This is a genomic window from Streptomyces sp. NPDC045778, assembly GCF_056431945.1.
The window spans coordinates 73,903-100,780 of sequence record NZ_JBWKJZ010000029.1 but is presented as its reverse complement, the minus strand read 5'-3'; the positions used below and the strand labels follow the sequence as shown (position 1 = coordinate 100,780).

Below are 26,878 nucleotides of genomic sequence, written 5' to 3'. Positions count from 1 at the left end.
AGCGGGAACACCTATGCCGGACAACGACAAGCTCCTCGAATACCTCAGGCGCGCCACCGCCGACCTGGGAGACGCCCGACGCCGACTGCGCGAGGCGGAGGACGCCCGCCACGACCCCGTGGCGATCGTCTCCATGAGCTGCCGCTACCCCGGCGGCGCCGACACCCCCGAGCGCCTGTGGGACCTCGTCGACAGCGGCGCCGACGCCATCACCGAGTGGCCCACCGGACGCGGCTGGGACACCGACGCGCTCTACCACCCCGACCCCGACCACCCCGGCACATCCTTCACCCGGCACGGCGGATTCCTGCACCAGGCGGCGGAGTTCGACGCGGGCTTCTTCGGGATCTCCCCCCGCGAGGCCCTCGCCATGGACCCCCAGCAGCGCCTCGTCCTGGAGACCGCCTGGGAGGCCGTCGAGCGCGCCGCCCTCGACCCGGACGCGCTGCGCGCCACCAGGACCGGCGTGTTCATCGGCGCGATGCGCAACGACTACGGCAGCACCTCGCGGCACGTCCCCGAACTCCAAGGCCTCCTCGACACCGGCACGGCCGCCAGCGTCGTCTCCGGGCGCGTCGCCTACACCCTCGGCCTGGAGGGCCCCGCGCTCACCGTCGACACCGCCTGCTCCTCGTCCCTGGTCGCCCTGCACCTCGCGGTCCGCTCGCTGCGCTCCGGGGAGTGCTCCCTCGCCCTCGCGGGCGGCGTCGCCGTGATGGCGACACCGGACGCCTTCGTCGCCTTCAGCCGCCAGCGCGCCCTGTCCGCGGACGGCCGCTGCAAGGCGTTCGCGGCCGCGGCCGACGGCACCGGCTGGTCCGAGGGCGTCGGCGTTCTCGTCCTGGAACGCCTCGCCGACGCCCGCCGCAACGGCCACCAGGTGCTCGCCGTCATCCGCGGCTCCGCCGTCAACCAGGACGGCGCGAGCAACGGCCTCACCGCGCCCAACGGCCCCGCGCAGGAGCGCGTCATCGCCGACGCCCTCGCCGACGCCCGCCTCGCCCCCGGTGACATCGACGCCGTGGAGGCCCACGGCACCGGCACCCGCCTCGGCGACCCCATCGAGGCCCAGGCCCTGCTCGCCGCCTACGGGAAACACCGGCCCGCCGAACGTCCGCTGTGGATCGGCTCGTTGAAGTCGAACATCGGCCACACCTCCGGCGCCGCGGGCGTCGGCGGCGTCATCAAGATGGTCCTCGCCCTGCGCCACGGCCGCCTGCCGCGCACCCTGCACGTCGACGAGCCGACGCCGTTCGTCGACTGGTCGGAAGGGGCTGTACGGGTCCTCGCCGAGCCCCGCCCCTGGGAGACGCCGGGGCGCCCGCGCCGGGCCGGCGTGTCGGCGTTCGGCGTGAGCGGCACGAACGCGCATCTCGTCCTGGAGGAGGACACCCCGCAGGACTCCGACGAGCGGGCACCGGAGGCCCCCGCGCCCGAGCCGGCCGCGGGCCCGCTGCCCTGGGTGCTCTCCGCCCGCGACGAGGACGCCCTGCGCGAGCAGGCCGCGCGCCTGCTCGCGCACCTCGATGACACCGGCACCGGCACCGACACCGGCACCGGCACCGACGAGGACGCCACGGACGGCGCGATCGGCCGCGCCCTCGCCACCACCCGGGCCGCCTTCGAGCACCGTGCCGCCGTCGTCGCGGGCGACCGGCCCGGCTTCGTCGAGGGCCTGAGCGCGCTCGCCTCCGGCAGCGCCGCGCCGCACCTCGTGCGCGGCGTCACCGGGCCCGAGGGCAAGACCGTGTTCGTCTTCCCCGGGCAGGGCTCGCAGTGGCCCGGCATGGCGGTCGGCCTCCTGGACGCCGAGCCGGTGTTCGCGGCGCGCGCGGCCGCCTGCGAGCGGGCCCTCGCCCCGTACGTGGACTGGTCGCTCGAGGCCGTGCTGCGCGGCGCCGAAGGAGCCCCGTCCCTGGACCGCGTCGACGTGGTGCAGCCCGCCCTCTTCGCCGTGATGGTGTCCCTCGCCGAGCTGTGGCGGTCGTACGGCGTCGAACCGGACGCCGTCGTCGGACACTCCCAGGGCGAGATAGCCGCCGCCTGCGTGGCGGGCGCGCTGTCCCTCGACGACGCGGCCAAGGTCGTCGCGCTGCGCAGCCGGGCCCTCGCGGACCTGGCGGGGCGCGGCGGCATGGCGTCCGTGCCGCTGCCCGCCGCCGCCCTCGGGCCCCACCTGGAGCCCTGGGGCGACCGACTGTCCGTCGCGGCCGTCAACGGGCCCGCGACCACGGTCCTCTCCGGCGACGTCGAGGCCGTCGAGGGCATCGTCGCCGCCCTCGTCGCCCAGGACGTACGGGCCCGTGTCATCCCCGTCGACTACGCCTCGCACTCCGCGCACGTCGAGGAGATCGAGGAGCGTCTGCACACCGCGCTCGCGGACCTCGCGCCCCGCACCGCCCACGTGCCCTTCCACTCCACCGTCGACGCCGCCCGGCTCGACGGCGCGACGCCTCTCGACGCCGCGTACTGGTACCGCAACCTGCGGCGGACCGTGCGCTTCGAAGAGACCGTACGCGGCCTCCTCGACCAGGGCCACACCTCCTTCGTCGAGATCAGCGCCCACCCGGTGCTCACCCTCGGCGTGGAGCAGACCGCCGACGACGCAGGCCTGGAGCGGCCCGTCGCCGTGCTCGGCACGCTCCGCCGCGACGAGGGCGGACGCGAGCGCTTCCTGCTCGCCCTCGCCGGGGCCCACACGCGCGGCCTGTCCCCGGACTGGTCCCGGGTGTTCGCCGGGCACCAGGCCGCGACCGGGCTGCCCACGTACGCCTTCCGGCGCCGCCCGTACTGGCTGGAGCCGGAGCCCGCCTCCGCGGCCGTGGCCGCGCCGCCCGCCGACCCCGTGGAGGACCGCTTCTGGGAGGCCGTGCGCACCGGCGACCTGCCGGAGCTGACCGCCACGCTCGGCGTCGGGCCCGATGAGCCGCTGAGCGCCGTCCTGCCCGCCCTCGCCACCTGGCGCGAACGCCGCGCCGCGCTCACCACCGTCGAGTCCTGGCGCTACCGGCCCACCTGGCAGGCGCTGCCCGAGCCCGCCGCCGCCCGGCTCTCCGGCACCTGGCTGGTGCTGCTGCCCGCCCCCGGGGCCGCCGACCCGCGGAACCTCGACTGCGTGCGCGCCCTCCAGGACGCCGGGGCCACCACCGTGACGGCCGTCCTCGACGTGCCCGACGCCGAGCGGGGCGCACTCGCCGCCCGGATCGCCGACGCCCTCGCCGATGCCCTCTCCGGTGCCGAGGAGCCGCCCGCGGGCGTCCTGTCGCTGCTCGCCACCGACGAACGGCCGCACCCGCGCCACCCCTCCGTGTCCGTCGGCACCGCCCTGGGCCTGGCCCTGGTGCAGGCCCTCGGCGACGCGGGTGTGGACGCGCCGCTGTGGTGGGTCACGCGCGGCGCCGTGTCCGTCGGCCCCGCCGACCCGCCCGCGCGCCCCGCGCAGCACGTGGGCTGGGGCCTCGGCCGGTGCGCGGCCCTGGAGCACCCGCGCCGCTGGGGCGGCCTCGTCGACCTGCCGCCCGAGCCCGACCCGCGCGCCGCGGCCCGGCTGTGCGCGGTGCTCGCCGCGCCCGGTGACGAGGACCAGCTCGCCGTGCGCGGCGCGGGCGTCCACGGCCGCAGGCTCGTCCGGGCCCCGCTCGGCGACACCCCGCCGGGCCGCGCCTGGACCCCGCGCGGCACCACCCTGATCACCGGAGGCACGGGCGGCCTCGGCGCGTACATCGCCCGCTGGCTCGCCCGCGAGGGCGCCGAGCACCTCGTCCTGATCAGCCGCAGGGGCCCCGACGCGCCGGGCGCGGCCGAACTGGCCGAGGAACTCACCGGCTTGGGCGCCCGCACCACCGTCACCGCCTGCGACATCACCGACCGGGACGCCCTCGCCGCGCTCGTCGCGGACCTGGAGCGCGACGGCTGCGAGATCCGGTCCGTGCTGCACGCCGCCGCCGGGGGCTCGCTCGTGGCGCTCGACGGCACGGACCTGGCCGAGTTCGCCGGAACCCTGGACGCCAAGGCCCTCGGCGCGGCCCACCTGGACGCGCTGTTCGACCGGGACACGCTCGACGCCTTCGTCCTCTTCTCGTCCATCTCCGGGGTGTGGGGCAGCGCCGTCCACGGCGCGTACGCCGCCGCCAACGCCCACCTGGACGCCCTCGCCGAGAACCGCAGGGCCCGGGGCCTGACCGCCACCTCCGTGGTGTGGGGCATCTGGAGCCCCGAGGACGGCGGCGGCATGGCCGCGAACCTCGCCGAGGACCAACTCCGCGCCCAGGGCGTGCTGTTCATGCCGCCCGCCACCTGCGTCACCGCCCTGAAGCAGGTCCTCGACCACGACGAGACCCTCGTCCTGGTCGCCGACATCGACTGGGACCGCTTCGCCACGGTCTTCACCACCAGCAGGCCGAGCCCCCTCATCGGCTCCGTCCCCGAGGCCCGCGCCGCCCTCGCCCCGGCCCCCGCCCCGGCGGGCGATACGGGCGACCCGGCAGGCGGCCTCCGCGACCGGCTGCGCGGCCTCACCGGACCCGAGCGCGAACGCGTCCTGTCCACCCTCGTGCTCACCGAGGCCGCCGCCGTGCTCGGCCACGACGCGCCCGACGCGATCGCGCCCGAACGGGCCTTCCGCGACCTCGGCTTCGACTCCCTGACCGCCGTGGAGATGCGCAACCGGCTCACCGCCGCCACCGGTCTGCGCCTGCCCGTCACCCTCGTCTTCGACTACTCGTCGCCCGGCGCGCTCGCCCGCCACCTGCGCGCCGACCTCCTCGGCGACACCGCCCCGGCCGCGGCCGCGCCGGTGGTGCGCGTGGCCGCCGCCGACGACGACCCGATCGTCATCGTCTCCATGAGCTGCCGCTACCCGGGCGGCGTCGCCAGCCCCGAGGAGCTGTGGCAGCTCGTCGCCGACGGCCGCGACGCCGTCGCCGAACTCCCCGCCGACCGCGGCTGGAACCTCGACGCGCTCTACGACGCCGACCCCGACCGGCCCGGCACCAGCTACGCGGCGGCAGGCGGCTTCGTCTACGACGCGGGCCGCTTCGACGCGGGCTTCTTCGGTATCTCGCCGCGCGAGGCCCTCGCCATGGACCCGCAGCAGCGCCTCCTCCTGGAGACCTCCTGGGAGGCCCTGGAGCGCGCCGGGATCGACCCCCACACCCTGCGCGGCAGCCGCACCGGCGTCTTCGCGGGCGCGGCCTACCAGGGCTACGGCGGCAGCATGGACGACGTACCGGACGAACTGGAAGGCCTCTTCGTCGCGGGCATCTCCACCAGCGTCCTGTCCGGCCGCGTCGCCTACACGCTCGGCCTCGAAGGCCCCGCCGTGACCATCGACACCGCCTGCTCCTCCTCCCTCGTCGCCGTGCACACCGCGGCGCAGGCGCTGCGCAACGGCGACTGCTCGCTCGCCCTCGCCGGCGGCGCCACCGTCATCGGCTCCCCCCTCACCTTCACCGGCTTCAGCCGCCAGCGGGGCCTGGCCGCCGACGGCCGCTGCAAGTCCTTCGCGGCGGCGGCCGACGGCTTCGGCATGGCCGAGGGCGTCGGACTGCTGCTCCTGGAGCGCCTGTCCGACGCCCGCAGCAACGGCCACCCCGTCCTCGCCGTCCTGCGCGGCTCCGCCGTCAACCAGGACGGCGCGAGCAACGGCCTCACCGCCCCCAGCGGCCTGGCCCAGCAGCGCGTCATCACCGAGGCCCTGGCCGACGCGGGCCTGTCCGCCGCCGACGTGGACGCCGTGGAGGCCCACGGCACCGGCACCACCCTCGGCGACCCCATCGAGGCCGAGGCCGTGCTCGCCACCTACGGGCAGAACCGCGAGACGCCCCTGCGCCTCGGCTCACTGAAGTCCAACATCGGGCACAGCCAGGCCGCCGCCGGTGTCGCGGGCATCATGAAGATGGTCCTGGCCATGCGTCACGAGACGCTCCCGGCGACCCTGCACGTGGACGCCCCGTCCCCGAACGTCGACTGGTCGTCGGGGAACGTCTCCCTGCTCACCGAGGCCGAGCCATGGCCCGCGAACGGCCACCCGCGGCGCGCCGGGATCTCCTCCTTCGGACTCAGCGGCACCAACGCCCACGTCGTCGTCGAACAGCCGCCCGCCGACGAGGAGCCGACCGCGCCCGATGCCCCGGACGTGGCCGTGCCGTGGGTCCTCTCCGCCCGCACCCCCGAAGCCCTGCACGAGCAGGCCGTGCGCCTGCGCGCCCACGTCGCGGCCCGGCCGGACGCGCGCCCCGCCGACATCGGCCACTCCCTGACCACCACGCGCACCGCCTTCGAGCACCGCGCCGCCGCCGTCGGCCGCGACCGGGAGACCCTGCTCGCCGCGCTCGACACCCTGATCGACGGCCGCACCGGCCCCGGAGCCGTGCGCGGCACCGCCGCCCAGGATCGGCGCGCCGTGTTCGTCTTCCCGGGCCAGGGCTCGCAGTGGCCTGGGATGGCGGGTGAACTCCTCGGTACCTCGCCGGTGTTCGCCGCGCGGGTGGCCGAGTGTGCCGGGGCCCTGGCTCCGCATACGGACTGGTCGCTGATGGACGTACTGCGGGAGGCTCCTGGCGCCCCGTCGCTGGAGCGTGTGGACGTGGTGCAGCCGGTGTTGTTCGCGGTGATGGTGTCGCTGGCGGAGGTGTGGCGGTCGTACGGGGTGGAGCCCGCGGCCGTGGTGGGGCACTCGCAGGGTGAGATCGCCGCCGCCTGTGTGGCCGGGGCGCTGTCCCTGGAGGACGCCGCCCTGGTCGTGGCCCTGCGCAGCAAGGCCCTGCGCGCGCTCACCGGACGCGGCGGCATGCTGTACGTCCCGCTGCCGCCGGAGCAGGTCGAGGCCCGGCTCGCCCCCTGGGCCGACCGGGTGAGCGTCGCCGCCGTCAACGGCCCCACCACCGTGACCGTCTCGGGCGACCCCGACGCCCTGGGCGCGCTGCACACCGCGCTCGCCGACGACGGCGTGCTGTGCTGGCCGATCCCCGGCGTCGACTTCGCCGGGCACTCGCCGCAGGTCGAGGAGATCCACCAGGAACTGCACACCCTGCTCGCCGGAATCACCCCACGCCCCTCGCGCGTGCCCTTTTACTCCACCGTCACCGGCGCCGCCCTCGACACCACCGCCCTGGACGCCGCGTACTGGTACCGCAATCTGCGCGAGCCCGTCGACTTCCGCCGGGCCGTGGACCGCCTCCTCGCCGACGGGCACCGCCTGTTCGTCGAGTCCAGCACCCACCCCGCCCTCACCGTCTGGCTCCAGGAGGCCCTGGAGGCCGCGGGCGGGAGCGGCGGCACCGTCGGCACCCTGCACCGGGGCGAGGGAGGCCGCGACCGCGTGCTCACCTCCCTCGCCGAACTCCACGTCCTGGGCCACCCCGTGGACTGGGACGCGGTCTTCGACGGCACCGGCGCCCGCCGCCGCGCGCTGCCCACCTACGCCTTCCAGCGGCGCCACTACTGGATGGAGCCCGCATCCCGTGACACCGCCGCCACCGCCGACACCGGCACGGACCCCGTCGACCAGGCCTTCTGGGACGCCGTGGCCGGGCAGGACCCCGATGCCCTCGCCCGGCACCTGCGCGTAGAGGACGAGGACGTACGCGCGGCCATGAGTACCGTCGTGCCTGCCCTCTCCCGGTGGCTGCACGGCCGACGCGGCCGGACCACGCTGGATTCCTGGCGCCACCGCGTCACCTGGCGGCCCCTGGCCCAGGACCGCACAGCCGGCCTCGGCGGCACCTGGTGGGTGACCGTCCCCGCGGCCCTCACCGCCGACCCGGCCGTCACGGCCTGCGTCCAGGCCCTGCGCGAGCACGGCGCGCACCCCGTCGTGGTCGAACTCACCGACGAGGACGGCGACCGTACCTCCCTCGCCGGACGGCTGCGCGCCCTCGTTCAGGGGGCCCCGGCCGACGGCGTGCTCTCCCTGCTCGCCCTCGCCGAGACCCCGTACGCCGACGGCACCGCCCTGCCCACGGGCCTCGCCCTCACCACCGCCCTGCTCCAGGCGCTCGGCGACGCCGACGTGAAGGCGCCGCTGTGGTGCGCGACCCGCGGCGCCGTCGCCGTGGGCCGCTCCGACCGCCTCGACGCGCCCCTCCAAGCCCTGCACTGGGGCCTCGGCGGTGTCGCCGCCGTCGAGTACCCCGAGCGCTGGGCCGGCCTCGTCGACCTGCCCGCCCGCCTCGACGAGCGGGCCCGCGCCCGGCTCGCCACGGCCCTCGCCGCCCCGGACGGCGAGGACGAGCTGGCGGTCCGCGCCTCCGGCGTGTTCGGGCGGCGCCTCGCCCACGCCGCACCCCGGACCGAGCCCACCGGCCCCGGCTGGACGCCCGACGGCACCGTCCTCGTCACCGGCGGCACCGGCGGCATCGGCGCCCAGATCGCGCGCAGGCTCGCCCGCGCGGGCACCGCGCATCTGCTCCTGACCAGCCGCCGCGGCCCTGACGCCCCCGGCGCCGCCGCACTCGCCGCCGAACTCACCGAACTGGGCGCCGAGTTCACCATCGCCGCCTGCGACGCCGCCGACCGCGACGACCTCGCCGGGCTCCTCGGCTCCCTCCCCGCCGAACGGCCCCTGCGCGCCGTGTTCCACGCCGCGGGCGTCCTGGACGACGGCGTCCTCGACACGCTCACCCCCGAGCGCGCCGCGGGTGTCCTGCGCCCCAAGGCGGACGCCGCCCGCCACCTCGACGAGCTGACCCGCGGCGCCGGCCTGACGGCCTTCGTGCTGTTCTCCTCCCTCGCCGGCACCCTCGGCGGCACAGGCCAGGGCAGCTACGCCGCCGCCAACGCCTACCTCGACGCCCTCGCCCAGGCGCGCCACGACCACGGCCTGCCCGCCACCTCCGTGGCCTGGGGCCTGTGGGGCGGCGACAGCCTCGCCGCGGGCGCCACCAGCGAACGCCTCGCACGCGACGGCCTGCCCGCAATGGACCCCGAACTCGCCGTCGAGGCCCTGTGGCAGGCCCTCGACGACGACGAGTCCCGCCTCGTCATCGCCGACTTCGCCTGGGACCGCTTCGTACGCGCCTACACCGCGCTGCGGCCCAGCGCCCTCCTCGCCGACGTGCCCGAGGCGCGCCGGGCCCTCGCCGACAGCGCCGCCGCCTCCGGCGGGGGAGAGAACACCCTCCTCACGCGCCTCGCCGTACTGGGCGAGACCGAACGTACGCAGCAACTCACCGCCCTCGTACGGGCCCTGGCCGCCGACGTGCTCGGCCACGACGACCCCGCCGCGATCGAGGCGGAGCGGGCGTTCAAGGACCTCGGCTTCGACTCGCTGACCGCGGTGGAGCTGCGCAACCGCGTCGCCGAGGCCACCGGCCTGCGCCTGCCCGTCACGCTCGTCTTCGACCACCCCACCACCAGCGCGCTCGTGGACCACCTGCGCGAGGAACTGCTCGGCACGGTGGCACCCGCACCCGGGGCAGCCGCAGCGCCTACGGCCGCCACCGACGACGACCCGATCGCCATCGTCGCGATGAGCTGCCGCTTCCCCGGCGGCGTCACCACCCCCGAGGAGTTCTGGCGCCTCCTCGCCGACGGCACCGACGCCATCTCCGCCTTCCCGGCCGACCGGGGCTGGGACCTGGAGGGCCTCTACGACCCCGACCCGGAGAAGGTCGGCCGCACCTACGCACGCGAAGGCGGATTCCTCCACGACGCCGACCACTTCGACCCCGCCTTCTTCGGCATCTCGCCCCGCGAGGCCCTCGCCGTCGACCCGCAGCAGCGCCTCCTCCTGGAGACCGCCTGGGAGGCCTTCGAACGGGCGGGCATCGACCCGCGGACCGTCAAGGGCAGCGACGGCGGCGTCTTCGTCGGCTCCAGCTACCGCGACTACGGCTCCCGGGTCACCGAGCCGTCCGAGGAGTTCGAGGGCTACCTCGGCATCGGCAGCGCGGGCAGCGTCGCCTCCGGCCGCATCGCCTACACCTTCGGCCTGGAGGGCCCGGCCGTCACCGTGGACACGGCCTGCTCCTCCTCGCTGGTCGCCGTGCACATGGCGGCGCAGGCGCTGCGTGGCGGCGAGTGCTCCCTCGCCCTCGCGGGCGGCGTCACCGTGATGGCCACACCGGGCGCGTTCGTCGAGTTCTCCCGCCAGCGCGGGCTCGCCGCCGACGGCCGCTGCAAGCCGTTCGCCGCCGCCGCCGACGGCACCGCCTGGGCCGAGGGCGCCGGCATGGTGCTCCTGGAACGCCTCTCCGACGCCCGCCGGAGCGGCCACCCCGTGCTCGCCCTCGTCCGCGGCTCGGCCGTCAACCAGGACGGCGCGAGCAACGGCCTCACCGCCCCCAACGGCCCCTCCCAGCAGCGCGTCATCCGCCAGGCCCTGGCAGCCGCGGGCCTCACCCCCGGCGACGTCGACGCCGTCGAGGCCCACGGCACCGGCACCCGCCTCGGCGACCCCATCGAGGCCCAGGCCCTCCTCGCCACGTACGGGCAGCAGCGTGAAACACCCCTGTACCTGGGCTCGCTGAAGTCCAACATCGGCCACAGCCAGGCCGCCGCGGGCATCGCAGGCATCATCAAGATGGTCCTGGCCATGCGGCACGGCGCGCTCCCGGCGACCCTGCACGTCGACGAGCCGACGCCGTACGTGGACTGGTCCGCGGGCCGCGTACAGGTGGTCACCGAACACACCGCCTGGCCCGAACAGGACCGCCCGCGCCGCGCCGGCGTGTCGTCCTTCGGCGTCAGCGGCACCAACGCGCACACCATCCTGGAACACGTCCCCGAGGCCCCGGCTCCCGCCGTGGCGGCTCCCGCCGACCGCTGCCTGCCCTGGCTCCTGTCCGCCCGCGGCGAGGACGCCCTGCGCGCCCAGGCCCGGCGGCTCCTCGACCGGGTCACCGCCGCGCCGGGCCTCGCCCCCGACGCTGTCGGCAAGGCCCTGGCCACCGGCCGCACCGCCTTCGAGCACCGGGCCGTCCTCGTCGGCACGGACCGCGAGACCCGCGTGGCCGCTCTGACCGCGCTCGCCGACGGCAGGCCGTCGGCCGACGTGATCGAGGGCGCCACCGGCCGCGTGGGCAAGACCGCCTTCCTCTTCCCCGGGCAGGGCAGCCAGCGCCTGCGCATGGGCGCCGAACTCCGCGAGCGCTTCGACGTGTTCGCCGACGCCTTCGACGCGGTGTGCGCGGAGCTGGACCCGCTCCTGGACCGGCCGCTGCGCGACGTGATCGACGCGGCGGCGGGCAGCGCGGACGCGGCCCTGCTCGACACCACCGCCTACACCCAGCCCGCCCTGTTCGCCGTCGGTGTCGCCCTGCACCGGCTCCTGGAGTCGTACGGGGTACGCCCCGACCTCGTCACCGGGCACTCCGTGGGGCAGCTGGCCGCCGCACACGTCGCCGGGGTGTTCTCGCTGCCGGACGCCGCCGCCCTCGTGGCCGCCCGCGGCCGCCTGATGCAGGCCATGCCCGGCGGTGGCGCGATGGTCTCGTTCACCGTCCCCGAGGCCAAGCTGCTGCCCCACCTGGCCGGCAGGGAGGGCGAGATCGCCGTCGCCGCCGTCAACGGGCCCGCCGCCACCGTCCTGTCCGGCGACGCGGCGGCCGTCGAGGAGATCGCCGCCCACTGGCGCGCCGAGGGCCACAAGACGCGGCGGCTCACCGTCAGCCACGCCTTCCACTCCCCGCACATGGACGGCGTGCTCGACGACTTCCGTGCCGTCGCCGAGCAGGTCACCTACCACGCGCCGCGGATCCCCGTCGCCTCCGACCTGACCGGCGCCCTCGCCACCGCCGACGAGCTGTGCGACCCCGGCCACTGGGTCCGCCACGTCCGCTCCACCGTCCGCTTCCTGGACGCCGTACGCGCCCTGGAGGCGGAAGGCGCCACCGCGTACGTGGAGCTGGGACCCGACGGCTCCTTGACCGCGCTCGGCCAGGAGTGCCTGACCGGGCCCGCCGACGGCGCCGCCCTGGTGCCGCTGCTGCGCAAGGACACGCCGGAGGAGGCCGCGTTCACCACGGCCCTGGCCCGACTGCACGTCCACGGCGTGGGCGTCGACTGGGCACCGCTGTACGCACGGGTCCCGGACGGGCACGTCGAGCTGCCCACCTACGCCTTCCAGCGCTCCCGCTACTGGCTCGCGGCGACGCCGCCCACGGGCGACATGCCCGCCGCGGGCCTGCTGCCCGCGGGGCACCCGCTGCTCGGCGCGGGCGCCCCCCTCGCCGACACCGGCGGCCACCTGTTCACCGGCCGCCTCTCCGTGGCCGCCCACCCCTGGCTCGCCGACCACGCCGTGCACGGCGGCGCGCTCCTCCCCGCCACGGCCTTCCTCGAACTCGCCGTGCACGCGGGCGACCGTACGGGCTGCGACGAGGTCGACGAACTCACCCTGGAAGCACCCCTGACCCTGCCCGCGCGGGGCGCCGTCACCCTCCAGCTCAGCGTCCAGGCACCCGACGCGAGCGGCGGCCGCGCCTTCGCCTTCCACGCCAGGCCCGAGCACGCCGCGCCGGACGAGCCCTGGACCCGGCACGCCACGGGCCGCCTCACCCCCGGCGGGCGCACGCAGCCCGAGGACCTCACGGCCTGGCCGCCCGCCGGAGCCGAACCCCTGGACGTCGACGGCCTCTACGAACGCCTCGCCGAGGGCGGCTTCGCCTACGGGCCCGCCTTCCAGGGCCTGCGCGCCGCCTGGCGCCTGGGCGACGCCGTCTACGCCGAGGCCCGCCTGCCCGAGGAGCAGCAGGGCGACGCCGGGCACTACGGCCTGCACCCCGCGCTCCTCGACAGCGTGCTGCACTCGCTGGCCTTCGGCGTCCTCCAAGGCAGCGACCAGGGCTGGCTGCCGTTCTCCTGGAGCGGCGTACGGCTGCACGCCTCGGGCGCGTCCGCGCTGCGCCTGCGCATGACACCGGCAGGGCGCGACGCCGTCGCCCTGACCGTGGCGGACCCCACGGGGGCACCGGTCGCATCGGCCCGCTCGCTGGTGCTCAGGCCGGTGACCGCTGAGCGTGTCCAGGAGTCCCGCACCAGCGCGTACGAGGACATGTTCCGCCTGGAGTGGCCCGCCCTCGCCACCACCGACGTCGCCCCGGCGTCCTGGGCCGTGCTCCGCGACGCCCTCGCCGGACCCGCGCCCGCCCACCCGGATCTCGCCGGACCCGCGCCCGTCCACGCCGACCTCACCGCCCTGGGCGCCGCGGCCGACGCGGGCGCCGAGGTGCCCGCCCTGGTGGTGACCGCGCTGCCGGCGGCGGCCGGAGAGCCGATCGCGTCCGTCCACGACCTCACGGACAGCGTTCTTCGACTGGTGCGGGCCTGGCTCGCCGACGAGCGGTACGAGGGCGCGACGCTGGCCCTCGTCACCACCGGCGCCGTGCCCCTTGGCCCCGACGACGACGTGGCGGACCCGGCGCAGGCCGCCGTCTGGGGCCTGGTCCGCTCCGCGCAGACCGAGAACCCCGACCGGTTCGTCCTGCTCGACACCGACGGCGAACCCGCCTCGCTCGCCGCCGTCCCCGCCGCCCTCGCCACCGGGGAGCCCCAACTCGCCCTGCGCGCCGGACGCATCCACGCCGCGCGCCTGGCCCGCGTGCCCGGCTCCGCACCCGTGCGCGCACCCGCCTGGGACCCCGAGGGCACCGTCCTGATCACCGGCGGCACCGGCTCCATCGGCCGCCTCGTCGCCCGGCACCTCGCGGCTGAACACGGCGTGCGGCACCTGCTGCTCACCAGCCGCGGCGGACCCGCGGCCGAGGGCGCGGACGCGCTCCGCACCGAGCTGGCCGCCCTGGGCGCCGAAGCCGACATCGTCGCCTGCGACGCCGCCGACCGGGAGGCCCTGGAGAAGGCCCTGGGCGGCCTGGAGCACCCGCTGCGCGGCGTCGTGCACACGGCGGGAGTCATCGACGACGGAGTGGTCGCCGACATGACCCCCGAGCAGCTCCACCGGGTGCTGCGCCCCAAGGTCGACGCCGCCGTCCATCTGCACGAGCTGACCGCGGGCCTGGACCTGTCCGCGTTCGTCGTCTTCTCCTCCATCGCCGGTGTCTTCGGCGGCATGGGCCAGGCCAACTACGCGGCGGCCAACGCCTTCCTGGACGCCCTGGCCCACCGGCGCCGCGCCCAGGGCCTGCCCGCCGCCTCGCTCGGCTGGGGCCTGTGGGCCACCGGCGGCGGCATGACCGGACACCTCGGCGAGGCCGACCTCGCCCGCATCGCCCGCGGCGGCATCGTGGCCTTCGCGCCCGCCGACGGCCTCGCCCTCCTCGACACCGCCACCGCCCTGGACGCGCCCGCGCTCATGCCGCTGCGCCTGGACACCGGGGCGCTCGCCGCCCAGGCCGCCGCGGGTGGTGTGCCCGCGTTCCTGCGCGGCCTCGTGCGCACCCCGGCACGCCGGGCCGCGGCGGGCGAAGGCCCGGGGCCCGACGCCGCGGACGCGCTGCGGCAGCGCCTCGCAGGACGGCCCCCGGCGCAGCGCGAACGGGTCCTCGTCGACGTGGTCCGCACCCACGCCGCGCTGGTCCTCGGCTTCCCCGACCCGTCGGCCCTCAGCACCGAACAGCCCCTGCTCGACCTCGGCTTCGACTCGCTGACCGCCGTGGAACTGCGCAACCGGCTGCGCGCAGCCACCGGCCTGCACCTGCCCGCGACCCTGCTCTTCGACCACCCGACGGCCGCCGCGGTCGCCCGCCACCTGGCCGAGGAGGTCGCCCCCGACGACGGCGCGGACGGCACCGGCCCCGCGGCCCTCGCCGAACTCGACCGCCTGGAGGCCGCGGTGCGCGACGGCGTGCCCGACGACGGCGCGCGCACCGCGCTCACGGCCCGCCTCCAGGACCTCCTCGAGACGCTCCGCACAGGCCCGCAGCCGGACGCGGACGCCGTCGAGGACCGCATGGGCTCCACCGACGACGACCTCTTCGCCTTCATCGACAACGAACTCGGCAGGCCATGACTGCGCCCGGCCACCGACCCCCCTCCCTTCCTCCGACCGCCCGCGTACCGAAGGTGACGATGCACGGTGAATGACGACAAGCTGCGCGACTATCTCAAGCGGGTAGCCGCCGACCTGCACCGGACCAAGCAGCGCCTCGGCGAGGCCGAGGCGAAGGACCGGGAGCCGATCGCCGTCGTCGCGATGAGCTGCCGCTACCCCGGCGGCGTACGCACCCCCGAGGACCTGTGGCGGCTCGTCTCGACGGGCACCGACGCGATCACGCCCTTTCCCGCCGACCGCGGCTGGGACCTGGCCGCCCTGCACGACCCGACGGGGGAGCGGCCCGGCAGCACGTACAGCGCCGAGGGCGGCTTCCTCGACGACGCCGCCGCCTTCGACCCCGGCTTCTTCGGGATATCCCCGCGCGAGGCCCTCGCCATGGACCCGCAGCAAAGGCTCCTCCTGGAGACCGCCTGGGAGGCCGTCGAGCGCGCCGGGATCGACCCGCACGCACTGCGCGGCAGCCGCACCGGCGTCTTCGCCGGCGTCATGTACCAGGACTACGCCGTGCGCCTGCGCCAGGTGCCCGACGACGTCCAGGGCTACCTCGGCAACGGCAGCTCCGACAGCGTCGCCTCCGGCCGCGTCTCCTACACCTTCGGCCTCGAAGGCCCCGCCATCTCCGTCGACACCGCCTGCTCCTCCTCGCTCGTCGCCCTCCACCTGGCCTGCCAGGCGCTGCGCCAGGGCGACTGCACACTCGCCCTCGCGGGCGGCGCCATGGTGATGTCGACGCCGGTGCCGTTCGTCGAGATGAGCCGGCAGAACGGCCTCGCCGCCGACGGCCGGTGCAAGTCCTTCGCCGCCTCCGCCGACGGCACCGGCTGGGGCGAGGGCGTCGGCATGCTCCTCCTGGAGCGGCTCTCCGACGCCCGCCGGAGCGGCCACCCCGTGCTCGCCCTCGTCCGCGGCTCCGCCGTCAACCAGGACGGCGCCAGCAGCCGCCTCACCGCCCCGAACGGGCCTTCCCAGCAGCGCGTCATCCGCCAGGCCCTCGCGAGCGCCCGGCTCACCCCGTCCGACGTCGACGTGGTCGAGGCGCACGGCACCGGCACCCCGCTCGGCGACCCCATCGAGGCGCAGGCCCTCCTCGCCACCTACGGGCGCGAGCACTCCGCCGAACGGCCGCTGCTGCTGGGCTCCCTGAAGTCCAACATCGGCCACACCCAAGCCGCCGCGGGCGTCGGCGGCGTCATCAAGATGATCCTCGCCATGCGGCACGGCGTGGTACCGCCGTCCCTGCACGGCGGGGACCTCACCCCCCAGGTCGACTGGTCGTCGGGGACGCTGCGGCTCGTCACCGAGCCCACGCCGTGGCCCGCCACGGGGCGTCCGCGCCGCGCCGCCGTCTCCTCCTTCGGTGTCAGCGGCACCAACGGCCACGTCGTCCTGGAACAGGCCGAACCGGACCCGGAACCGCGCTCCGGCGGCGACCGCCACGGCCCCGTGCCCTGGCTCGTCTCCGCCCGCGACGCCCAGGCCCTGCGCGCCCAGGCCGCCACCCTGCACACTCACCTGGCGGAGCACCCCGAGCTGCACCCCGTGGACGTCGCCCACACCCTGGCGACCGGCCGCGCCGCCCATGAACAACGCGCCGCCCTCGTCGCCGACGACCGGCAGGCGCTGCTCGACGGCCTGGCCGCCCTCGCCCGCGGCGCCGACCCGCTGCCCGCGGGCGGCGTACGCGGCACGGCCCGCTCCGGCGAGGCCGTCGCCTTCGTCTTCCCCGGCCAGGGCTCCCAGTGGACCGGCATGGCCCGCGAACTCCTCGACTCCTCACCGGTGTTCGCCGCCCGCATGGCCGAGTGCGCCGACGCGCTCGCCCCGCACACGGACCGGCCGCTGCTCGACGTGCTGCGCGGCGACGCTCCCCTGGAGCGCGTGGACGTCGTCCAGCCCGCCCTGTTCGCCGTGATGGTCTCGCTCGCCGAAGTATGGCGTGCGTACGGCGTCGAGCCCGCCGCCGTCGTCGGGCACAGCCAGGGCGAGATGGCCGCCGCGTGCGTGGCCGGGGCGCTCAGCCTCCCCGACGCCGCGAAGGTCGTCGCCGTGCGCGCCAAGGCGCTGCGGGCCCTCGCCGGGCGCGGCGGCATGGCGTCGGTGGCGCTCCCCGCGGAGCAGGTGCGGGAGCGCATCGCGCCCTGGGGCGAGCGGATCGCCGTCGCCGCCGTGAACGGCCCCGCGTCCGCCGCCGTCTCCGGCGACCCCGAAGCGCTCGCCGAACTCCTCGCCGCCCTCGACGCCGACGGCGTACGCGCCCGCTCCATCCCCGTCGACTACGCCTCGCACGGCCCCCACGTCGAGGCCGTCCGGGACGAACTCCTGACGGCGCTCGCGGACCTCACCCCCCGCACCGCCGACGTCCCCTTCTACTCGACCGTCACCGGCGGCCTCCTGGACACCGCGGGACTCGACGCCTCCTACTGGTACGAGAACCTGCGCCGGACCGTGCGCTTCGAGGAGGCCACGTGCGCCCTCCTCACCGACGGGCACCGCGTCCTCGTCGAGGTCAGCCCGCACCCCGTGCTCACCGCCGGGCTCCAGGACACCGCCGACGCCACCGGCACCGACGCGCTCGCCCTCGGCACGCTGCGCCGCGACGACGGCAGCCCGCGCCGGCTGCTGACCGCCCTCGCGGACCTGCACGTGCGGGGCGTCCGCGTCGACTGGGACGCCGTCCTCGCCGGCCGGCGGCCGCACCGTGTCGACCTGCCCACCTACGCCTTCCAGCGCGAGCGCTACTGGCTGGAGGACTCCGGCGCCCCCTCCGGCGACGCCGCCTCTATGGGGCTCGCCCCTTCCGGGCACCCGCTCCTCGGCGCCGTCATCGCGCAGGCCGACACCGAAGGGCTGCTGTTCACCGGCCGGCTCTCGCTGCGCACCCACCCCTGGCTCGCCGACCACGCCGTGCGCGGCACCGCCCTGCTGCCCGGCACCGCCTTCCTGGAACTCGCCGTCCTCGCGGGCGACCGCACCGGCTGCCCCCGCGTCGAAGACCTCACCCTCGAAACGCCCCTGACGCTGCCCCAGGACGGCGGCGTCGCGCTGCGCCTGTCCGTCGGCGCGCCCGCCGCCGACGGCACCCGCGCCCTCACCCTGCACGCCCGGGCCGACGACCCCGACGCGGACGAGGAGTGGACCCGCCACGCCACCGGCGTCCTCGCCCCGCCCACCCCCGCCCCGGCCCCCGCCGCCCACACCGCCTGGCCCCCGCCCGGCGCCACCCCTCTCGACCTCGACGGCATGTACGCCCGCTACGCCGAGGGCGGCTTCGCCTACGGGCCCGCCTTCCAAGGCCTCACGGCGGCGTGGCGCCTCGGCGACGACCTGTACGCCGAGGCCGTACTCCCGCCCGAACTCCACCAGGACGCCGCGCGGTTCGCCCTGCACCCGGCGCTGCTCGACGCGGCCCTGCACGCCACCGGGCTCGCCGCCGACGCGGCCGACGGCGGCCGGATGCCGTTCGCCTGGTCCGGTACGACCTTGCACGCCTCGGGCGCCGCCGCGCTGCGCATGCGCCTGACCGCGACCGGCCCCGACACCCTCGCGCTCGACGTCGCCGACGCCGCCGGAAGCCCCCTGGCCTCCGTGGAGTCCCTGTCCCTGCGCCCGGCCGCCCCCGCGCCCGGGGCGGGCCGCGCCCACCACGACTCCCTGTTCCGCGTGGAGTGGGCCCCCGTCACCTGCCCGCCAGGCGAGACGGGCACCGCGCCCGTGGCCGTCGGCCCGCACTCCTTCGGCCTGCCGGACGCCTACCCCGACACCGCCGCCTTCCTCGCCGCCCTCGACGCGGGCGCGCCCGCCCCCGGCACCGTCCTGCTGGCGGAATTCCCCTACGACTCCGACGCCGCCGAGGCGGGCGGCACGGACGTGAGCGCGGCACGCCGCGCCCTGCACCGGACCCTGGAAGCCCTCCAGACGTGGCTCGCCGACGAGCGCCTCGCCGGCACCCGCCTCGCCGTCGTCACCCGGGGAGCGGTCGCCGCCACCCCGGGCGAGGCCCCCACCGACCCGGCCCGCGCCGCCGTGTGGGGCCTGGTGCGCTCCGCCCAGTCCGAACACCCCGGCCGCTTCGCGCTGCTGGACCTGGACGCGCGGGCGGGAACCGAAGCCGTGGTAGCGGCCCTCGGCGCCGACGAGCCGCAGCTCGCCCTGCGGGAGAGCGCCCTCCTCGCCCCGCGGCTCGGCAAGGCCCCCGCCGATGACCCGAAGCCGGTCGCCCTCGACCCGGGCGGCACCGTCCTGGTCACCGGCGGCACCGGACTGCTCGGCTCCCGCGTCGCCCGCCACCTCGTGGAACACCACGGCGTCCGCCACCTCCTGCTCACGAGCCGGTCCGGGCCCGACGCGCCGGGCGCCGCCGAGACCAGCACGGAACTCACCGCCCTCGGCGCCCACGTCAGCGTCGCCGCCTGTGACGCCGCCGACCGCGCCGCGCTCGCCGCCCTCCTCGGCGACATCCCCGCCGCCCACCCCCTGACGGCCGTGGTGCACGCCGCGGGCGCCCTCGACGACGGCGTCGTCACCTCGCTCACGGCAGAGCGTCTCGACACCGTCCTGCGCCCCAAGGCCGACGCCGCGCTCCACCTCCACGAGCTGACCCAGGACCTGGACCTGACGGCCTTCGTCCTCTTCTCCTCGGCCGCGGGCACCTTCGGTGGCCCCGGCCAGGGCAACTACGCAGCCGCCAACGCCTACGTCGACGCCCTCGCCCAGCACCGCCACGCCCTCGGCCTGCCCGCGCAGTCCCTCGCCTGGACCCTGTGGGAGCAGCGCTCCGCCCTCACCGGCCACCTCGACGACGCCGACGTGCGCCGCCTGGCCCGCTCGGGCATGCCCCCGCTCACCACCGCACAGGGCCTCGCCCTCCTCGACGCGGCCCTCACCGTCGACGCGCCCGCGCTCGTGCCGCTCCGGCTCGACCGGCGCGCTCTGCGCTCCCGGGCCGCCGCGGGCGAACCGGTGCCGCCGCTCCTGCGCGCGCTGGTACGCGTCCCCGTGCACAGGGCCGCGGCCGCCGCGCCGGACAGCGGCTCAGCGCCGGGGCAGCGCATCGCCGCGCTGCCCGCGTCCGAACAGCTGCGCGCCCTCGTGCAGCTGGTGTGCGCGCAGGCCGCCGCCGTACTCGGCCACGCCTCCGGCGGCGCGGTCGCCCCCGCGCGGGCCTTCCGCGACCTCGGCTTCGACTCCCTCGCCTCCGTCGAGCTGCGCAACCGCCTCAACGGCGCGACGGGCCTGCGCCTGCCCGCCACGCTCGTCTTCGACCACCCGTCCCCGCAGGCGCTCGCCGCGTACCTGCGGGACGAGCTGGCCGGGACGGAGACGCGGCCGGCCGCAGCCGTGCCCGGGGCTTCCGTGACATCCGTGACATCCGTGGCGTCCTCGGCGGACGAGCCGGTCGCGATCGTCGCCATGGGCTGCCGCTTCCCCGGCGCCGTCCGCACCCCGGACGACCTGTGGCGCCTCGTCGCCTCCGGCGCCGACGGCATCTCCGCCTTCCCCACCGACCGCGGCTGGGACCTCGACGCGCTCTACGACCCCGACCCCGGCCACACCGGCACCTCGTACGTGCGCGAAGGCGGTTTCCTCACCGGCGCGGCGGACTTCGACGCCGACTTCTTCGGCATCTCGCCGCGCGAGGCCATCGCCATGGACCCGCAGCAGCGGCTCCTGCTCACCATCACCTGGGAGGCCTTCGAACGCGCCGGCATCGACCCCACCGCGCTGCGCGGCACCCCGGCGGGCGTCTTCATCGGCCTCATGCAGCAGGACTACGCGGTACGCCTCCTGCCCCACATTCCCGAAGACGTCGAGGGCTTCCTCGGCACCGGCAACTCCGGCAGCGTCGTCTCCGGCCGCGTCGCCTACGCCTTCGGTCTCGAAGGCCCCGCCCTCACCATCGACACGGCGTGCTCGTCCTCCCTGGTGGCCCTGCACACGGCGGTGCAGTCGCTGCGCCGCGGCGAGTGCGCGCTCGCGGTCGCGGGCGGCGTCACCGTGATGTCGAGCCCCGAACTCTTCGTGGAGTTCAGCCGCCAGGGAGGCCTCGCCGCCGATGCCCGCTGCAAGTCCTTCGCGGCGGCCGCGGACGGCACCAGCTTCGGCGAAGGGGCCGGAGTGCTCGTCCTGGAGCGTCTGGCGGATGCCCGTCGCCACGGTCATCCGGTGCTCGCGGTGGTGCGGGGCAGCGCGGTGAACCAGGACGGCGCGAGCAACGGCCTGACGGCCCCGAACGGGCCGAGTCAGCAGCGGGTGATCCGTGCCGCCCTGGCGGACGCGGGCCTGTCGGCGAAGGACGTGGACGCGGTCGAGGCCCACGGCACGGGCACCACACTCGGCGATCCGATCGAGGCACAGGCCCTGCTGGCCACGTACGGCCAACAGCGCGTGCAGGGGCGGCCGTTGTGGCTGGGCTCCCTCAAGTCCAACATCGGCCACACCTCCGCGGCGGCCGGTGTCGCGGGTGTCATGAAGATGGTTCTGGCGATGCGGAACGGACTGCTGCCGCAGACCCTCCACGTCGACGAGCCCACCCCTCAGGTCGACTGGTCGACGGGCGAGGTGCGCCTGCTCGCCGAGGCACGAGCGTGGGAGACCGGCGGCGGACCGCGACGAGCCGGCGTCTCGTCGTTCGGCGTCAGCGGGACGAACGCGCACGTGATCGTGGAGGAGGTCCCGGAGGAGGTTGTTCCGGGGGTTTCCGAGGTGCGTGCGCCGGTGCCGTGGGTGTTGTCGGCGCGGTCGCCGCAGGCATTGCGGGTACAGGCGGAGCGGTTGCTTGAGATGTGCGGCGCGGACGACGTCCGGTTCGACGACGTCGCCCTGTCGCTGGCCGAGACCCGGGCCCGGCATGAGTACCGGGCGGTGGTGGCCGGTGGCCGCGAGCAACTGCTTGCTGGTGTGGGGGCGTTGGCGGTGGGTGAGCCGTCGGCGTTCGTGGTGGAGGGGCGGGCGTCGGTGTCCGGGGGGACGGTGTTCGTGTTCCCGGGGCAGGGGGCGCAGTGGGTGGGGATGGCCCGTGAGCTGCTCGCGGAGTCCGCGGACTTCGCGGGGTTCATGGGGGAGTGCGAGGCGGCTCTGGCGCCGTATGTGGAGTGGTCGCTGCTGGAAGTCGTGCGCTCGGGTGAAGGGCTTGAGCGGGTGGATGTGGTGCAGCCGGTGTTGTTCGCGGTGATGGTGTCTCTTGCGCGGTTGTGGCGGGTGTTCGGTGTGGTGCCGGATGCGGTGGTGGGGCATTCGCAGGGGGAGATCGCGGCGGCGGTGGTGTCCGGTGGTCTGTCGCTGGCTGATGGGGCGAGGGTGGTGGCGCTGCGCAGCCGGGCGATCGTGGGGCTGGCTGGGCAGGGCGGGATGGTGTCGCTTGCCCTGTCGCCGGCCGTGGTGGGGCAGTGGCTGGCCGCGTGGGGTGGGCGCCTTGCGGTGGCTGCTGTCAACGGGCCCACGGCGGTGGTGGTCTCCGGAGATCCCGATGCCTTGGACGAGCTGTTGGAGCGTTGTGAGAGGGAGGGCGTACGGGCGCGTCGGATCGATGTGGATTACGCCTCGCACTCGGTCCATGTGGAGCGCATCGAGGCCGAGCTGCTGGAGGTGTTGGACGGGGTCGAGCCGGTGGCCGGTGACATCCCTGTGTTCTCCACGGTGACCGGGGGCTGGCTGGACACCTCGGTGATGGACGCGCGGTATTGGTACAGCAATCTGCGCAGCACGGTTGCCTTCGAGCCCGCGATTCGGGCGCTCGCCAGCGAGGGTTTCGGGGCGTATGTGGAGGTCAGTCCGCACCCGGTGCTGACGGCTGCGGTGGAGGGCACGCTGGATGCGGCCGAGGCCAGCGCGCCCGTCTTCGGTACGTTGCGCCGTGAGGAGGGTGGTCTGGAGCGCATGCTCCTCGCGCTCGGCCAGGCCCACGCTCATGGGCTTCTTGTGGACTGGAAGCCGCTCTTCGAAGGCACCGGGGCCAGGCGTGTCGAACTGCCCACCTACCCCTTCCAGGAGCGTCGCCTCTGGCTGGACGTCCCGACCACCAGTTGGGACGTCGCCTCGGCAGGCCTCGGCACGACGGGGCATCCGCTGCTCGGGGCCGCCGTGGAGATCGCCGACACGGGTGAACTGCTGTGCACCGGACGGCTCTCGCGGCGTACGCATCCGTGGCTCGCCGAGCACGCCGTCCAGGGCGTCGCCCTGCTGCCCGGCACCGCCTTCCTGGAACTCGCGCTGCGCGCCGCTGCCGAAGCCGGATGCGGCGCCGTGGACGAACTCACCCTGGGGGCGCCCCTCGTGCTGCCGGAGGAGGGCGCTGTCCTCGTACAGGTGCGGCTCGGCGCGCCCGACGAGGACGGGCGGCGCGCGCTCGGCCTCTTCTCGCGAGCCGAACGCGACTGCTCGCCGGCCGAAGGGGAAGCCGACGGCGAGCAGCCGGCGTGGACGCCCCACGCCACCGGCACCGCCGCCCCCGCCGGGCGGCCCGCAGGACCCGCGCTGATCTCCTGGCCGCCGCCCGGCGCCGAAGCCGTGGACGTCGAGGACCTCTACGAGAGGTTCGCCGCCGCCGGGTACGCGTACGGGCCCACGTTCCAGGGCGTCCGCGCCGCCTGGGTGCGGGACGGCGAGGTCTGCGCCGAACTCGTCCTGGACGAGCGGCAGCACGCCGACGCGCCCGCGTACGCCGTGCACCCGGCGCTCCTCGACGCAGCCTTGCAGACGGCCGCGCTGCTGCCCGGCCGTGACGACACCGCGCGCCTGCCGTTCAGCTGGAACGACGTCACCGCGCACGCCGCCGGGGCCACGGCCCTGCGGGTGCGGCTCACCGCCGACGGGCCCGAGACCGTCGCCCTCGCCGTGTACGACCTGGCGGGACAGGAGGTCCTGTCGGCCGGTTCGCTCGTGCTGCGCCCCGTCGCGGCGGACGGGCCGCGGCCCGCGGGGCGGCACGGACAGGACGGGCTGCACCGGGTGGAGTGGCTGCCCGCGCCCGGCACCGACGAGCCTGTGACGGACGGGGATTGGGCGCGCCTGGAGGATCTTCGCGCCGCGCCCGACGCCGCCGTGCCCGCCCTGGTCGTCGCGGACTTCCCGTGGCCCGAGGGCGCCGACGGCCGCCGGGACGACGCCGCGGCTCTGCACACCGCCACCGCCCACTGCCTCGCGCTGGTGCAGGAGTGGCTCGCCGACGAGCGGTACGCCGACGCCACCCTCGCCCTCGTCACCCGCGGCGCGGTGCGCACCGCGCCCGGCGACCGCGCGGCCGCCCTGGCGCAGTCCGGCGTGTGGGGCCTCGTGCGGACCGCGCAGACCGAGCACCCCGGCCGGTTCGCGCTCGTGGACCTCGACGGGCTGCCGGAGTCCCACGAAGCCCTGCCCGCCGCGCTCGCGGTCGGCGAGAACCAAGTAGCCGTACGGCACGGCGAGGTGCTCGTGCCGCGGCTGCTCGCCGGGCCCGGCCGGGACACCCTCGTGCCGCCCGCGGGCGACGAGACGGCCTGGACGGTCGGGCTCGCAGGACCCGGGGCGGCCGACGGGCTCGCGGCCGTCCCCGCGCCCGCCGCCCTCGCGCCGCTCGGCGCGGGCGACGTCCGGGTCGCCGTCCGGGCCGCGGGCCTCAACTTCCACGACGTGGTGGTCTCCCTCGGCCTCGACCCCGACCAGGCGGTGCTCGGCAGCGAGGGAGCGGGCGTCGTCCTGGAGGTGGGCGCGGACGTCCACGACCTCGCGCCGGGTGACCGGGTGATGGGCGTCTTCGGCGGGTCCTTCGGGCCCACCGCCGTCGCCGACCGGCGCACCCTGGCCCGCGTCCCCTCCGGCTGGACCTTCGCGCAGGCCGCGTCGGTGCCGATCGTCTTCCTCACCGCCTACTACGGCCTGTTCGACCTGGGCGGCCTGCGGCGCGGCCAGTCCGTCCTGGTGCACGCGGCGGCGGGCGGCGTCGGCATGGCCGCCGTACAGCTCGCCCGGCACGCCGGGGCCGAGGTGTACGGCACCGCGAGCCCCGCCAAGTGGGACGTGCTGCGCGGCTCGGGCCTCGACGACGAGCACATCGCGTCCACGCGCACCCTCGACTTCGCCGAGCGGTTCCTCGACGCCACCGGGGGCCGCGGCGTGGACGTCGTACTGGACTGTCTGGCACGGGAGTTCGTGGACGCGTCCCTGCGGCTGCTGCCGCGCGGCGGCCGGTTCGTGGAGATGGGCAAGACGGACGTGCGCGACGCCGACGAGGTGGCCCGCGACCACCCCGGCGTGCGCTACCGGGCCTTCGACCTGATGGAGGCCGGCGCGGAGCGCGTCGGCGCCATGCTCGCCGAGGTCCTGGCCCTGTTCGAGCGGGGCGTCCTCACGCCGCTGCCCGTCACCTGCTGGGACCTGCGACAGGCCCCGCAGGCCTTCCGGCACCTGAGCAAGGCCCGGCACATCGGCAAGAACGTCCTGACCCTGCCCGCACCCCTCGACCCCGACGGCACCGTCCTGATCACCGGCGGCACCGGCACCCTCGGCGGGCTCGTCGCCCGTCACCTGGCCACCACGCACGGCGTAAGCCATCTGCTCCTGACCGGCCGCAGCGGGATGGACGCCCCGGGCGCCGACCGGCTGGTGCGCGACCTCGCCGACGCGGGCGCCCACGTGACCGTCACGGCCTGTGACGCGGGCGACCGCGCCGCGCTCGCCGCGCTCCTCGCGGACATCCCCGACGCACACGCCCTGACCGGCGTCGTGCACGCCGCGGGGGTACTCGACGACGCCACCGTCACCGCGCTCACCCCGGAGCGGCTCGACCGCGTGCTCACGCCCAAGGCGGACGCCGCGCTCGCCCTGCACGAACTGACCCGCGACCACGACCTGGCGGCCTTCGTGCTCTTCTCCTCGGGCGCGGCGCTCCTCGGCGGCGCAGGACAGGCCAACTACGCCGCCGCCAATGCCGCCCTCGATGCCCTGGCCGCCGCCCGCCGCGCCGAGGGACTGCCCGCCGTGTCCGTCGCCTGGGGCATGTGGCAGGAGCGCAGCGCCCTGACCGGGCACCTCACCGACGCCGACGTACGCAAGATGGCACGCGGCGGCATCGGGGCCCTCACCACCGACGCGGCCCTCGCGCTCTTCGACGCGGCCCTGACCGCGGCACAGCCGCACGTCCTGGCCGCCGCCGTCGACACCGCCGCGCTGCGGGCGACCGCCGCCACCGGCTCCCCCCTGCCGCCGCTGCTCAGCGCTCTCGTACGGGCTCCACGGCGCGCCACCGCACCCGGCCCGGCCACCGCGCAGGCCGGGCCCTCGCTCGCCGCACAGCTGGCGGACCTGGCGCCGGCTGAGGCACACCGCGTCCTGCTCGACCTGGTGCGCGGCCACGCAGCCGCCGTCCTCGGCCACGCCTCCACCGACCTGGTCGCAGGGGCAAGGCCGTTCAAGGACCTGGGCTTCGACTCCCTCACCGGGGTCGAACTCCGCAACCGGCTCGCCTCCGTCACCGCGACGCGGCTGCCCGCCGCGCTCGTCTTCGACCATCCCACGCCCGAGGCGCTCGCCCGTCACCTGGCCGAGCGGCTGCTCACCGACCCCGGCGGCGCAGCGGCCGGGCCGCCCGGAGCGGCCGAACTCGACCGCCTCGACGCGCTCGTCGCCGAACTGGCCGACGCCGGGCCCGACGGCGCGGGGCGGCGCACCGACCTCGCCCGGCGGCTGCGCGGTGCCCTCGCGTGCCTCGAACCCACCACGGACGACGGCGCGGAGCGCGGCGGCCCGGAGACCTCCGACGCCATCGAGTCCGCCACCAACGAAGAGATCTTCGACCTGATCGACAAGGAGCTGGGCATCTCGTGAGTCCCGTCCAGACCGCGCCGTCCCGACGCACCCATGGAGGGGCCCGGTGAGCAAGCAGCACCAGAACACCCAGAACACCCAGAACACCCAGAACACCCAGAGCGGCCAGAGCGGCCAGAGCGGCCA

2 protein-coding genes are annotated in these 26,878 nt (G+C 76.3%); both read left to right on the top strand.

The window, feature by feature from the left end; all coding sequences use genetic code 11:
* Positions 1 to 13 precede the first annotated feature (13 nt).
* Complete coding sequence (locus tag AC07GB_RS30325; RefSeq protein ID WP_478850972.1) at positions 14 to 14,908, top strand: type I polyketide synthase; 14,895 nt, start codon at positions 14 to 16, stop codon at positions 14,906 to 14,908.
* A 66-nt stretch (positions 14,909 to 14,974) separates the two neighbouring features.
* A complete protein-coding gene (locus AC07GB_RS30320) occupies positions 14,975 to 26,752 on the top strand; it encodes an SDR family NAD(P)-dependent oxidoreductase (protein WP_478850970.1) in 11,778 nt (3,925 codons plus the stop codon).
* Positions 26,753 to 26,878 lie beyond the last annotated feature (126 nt).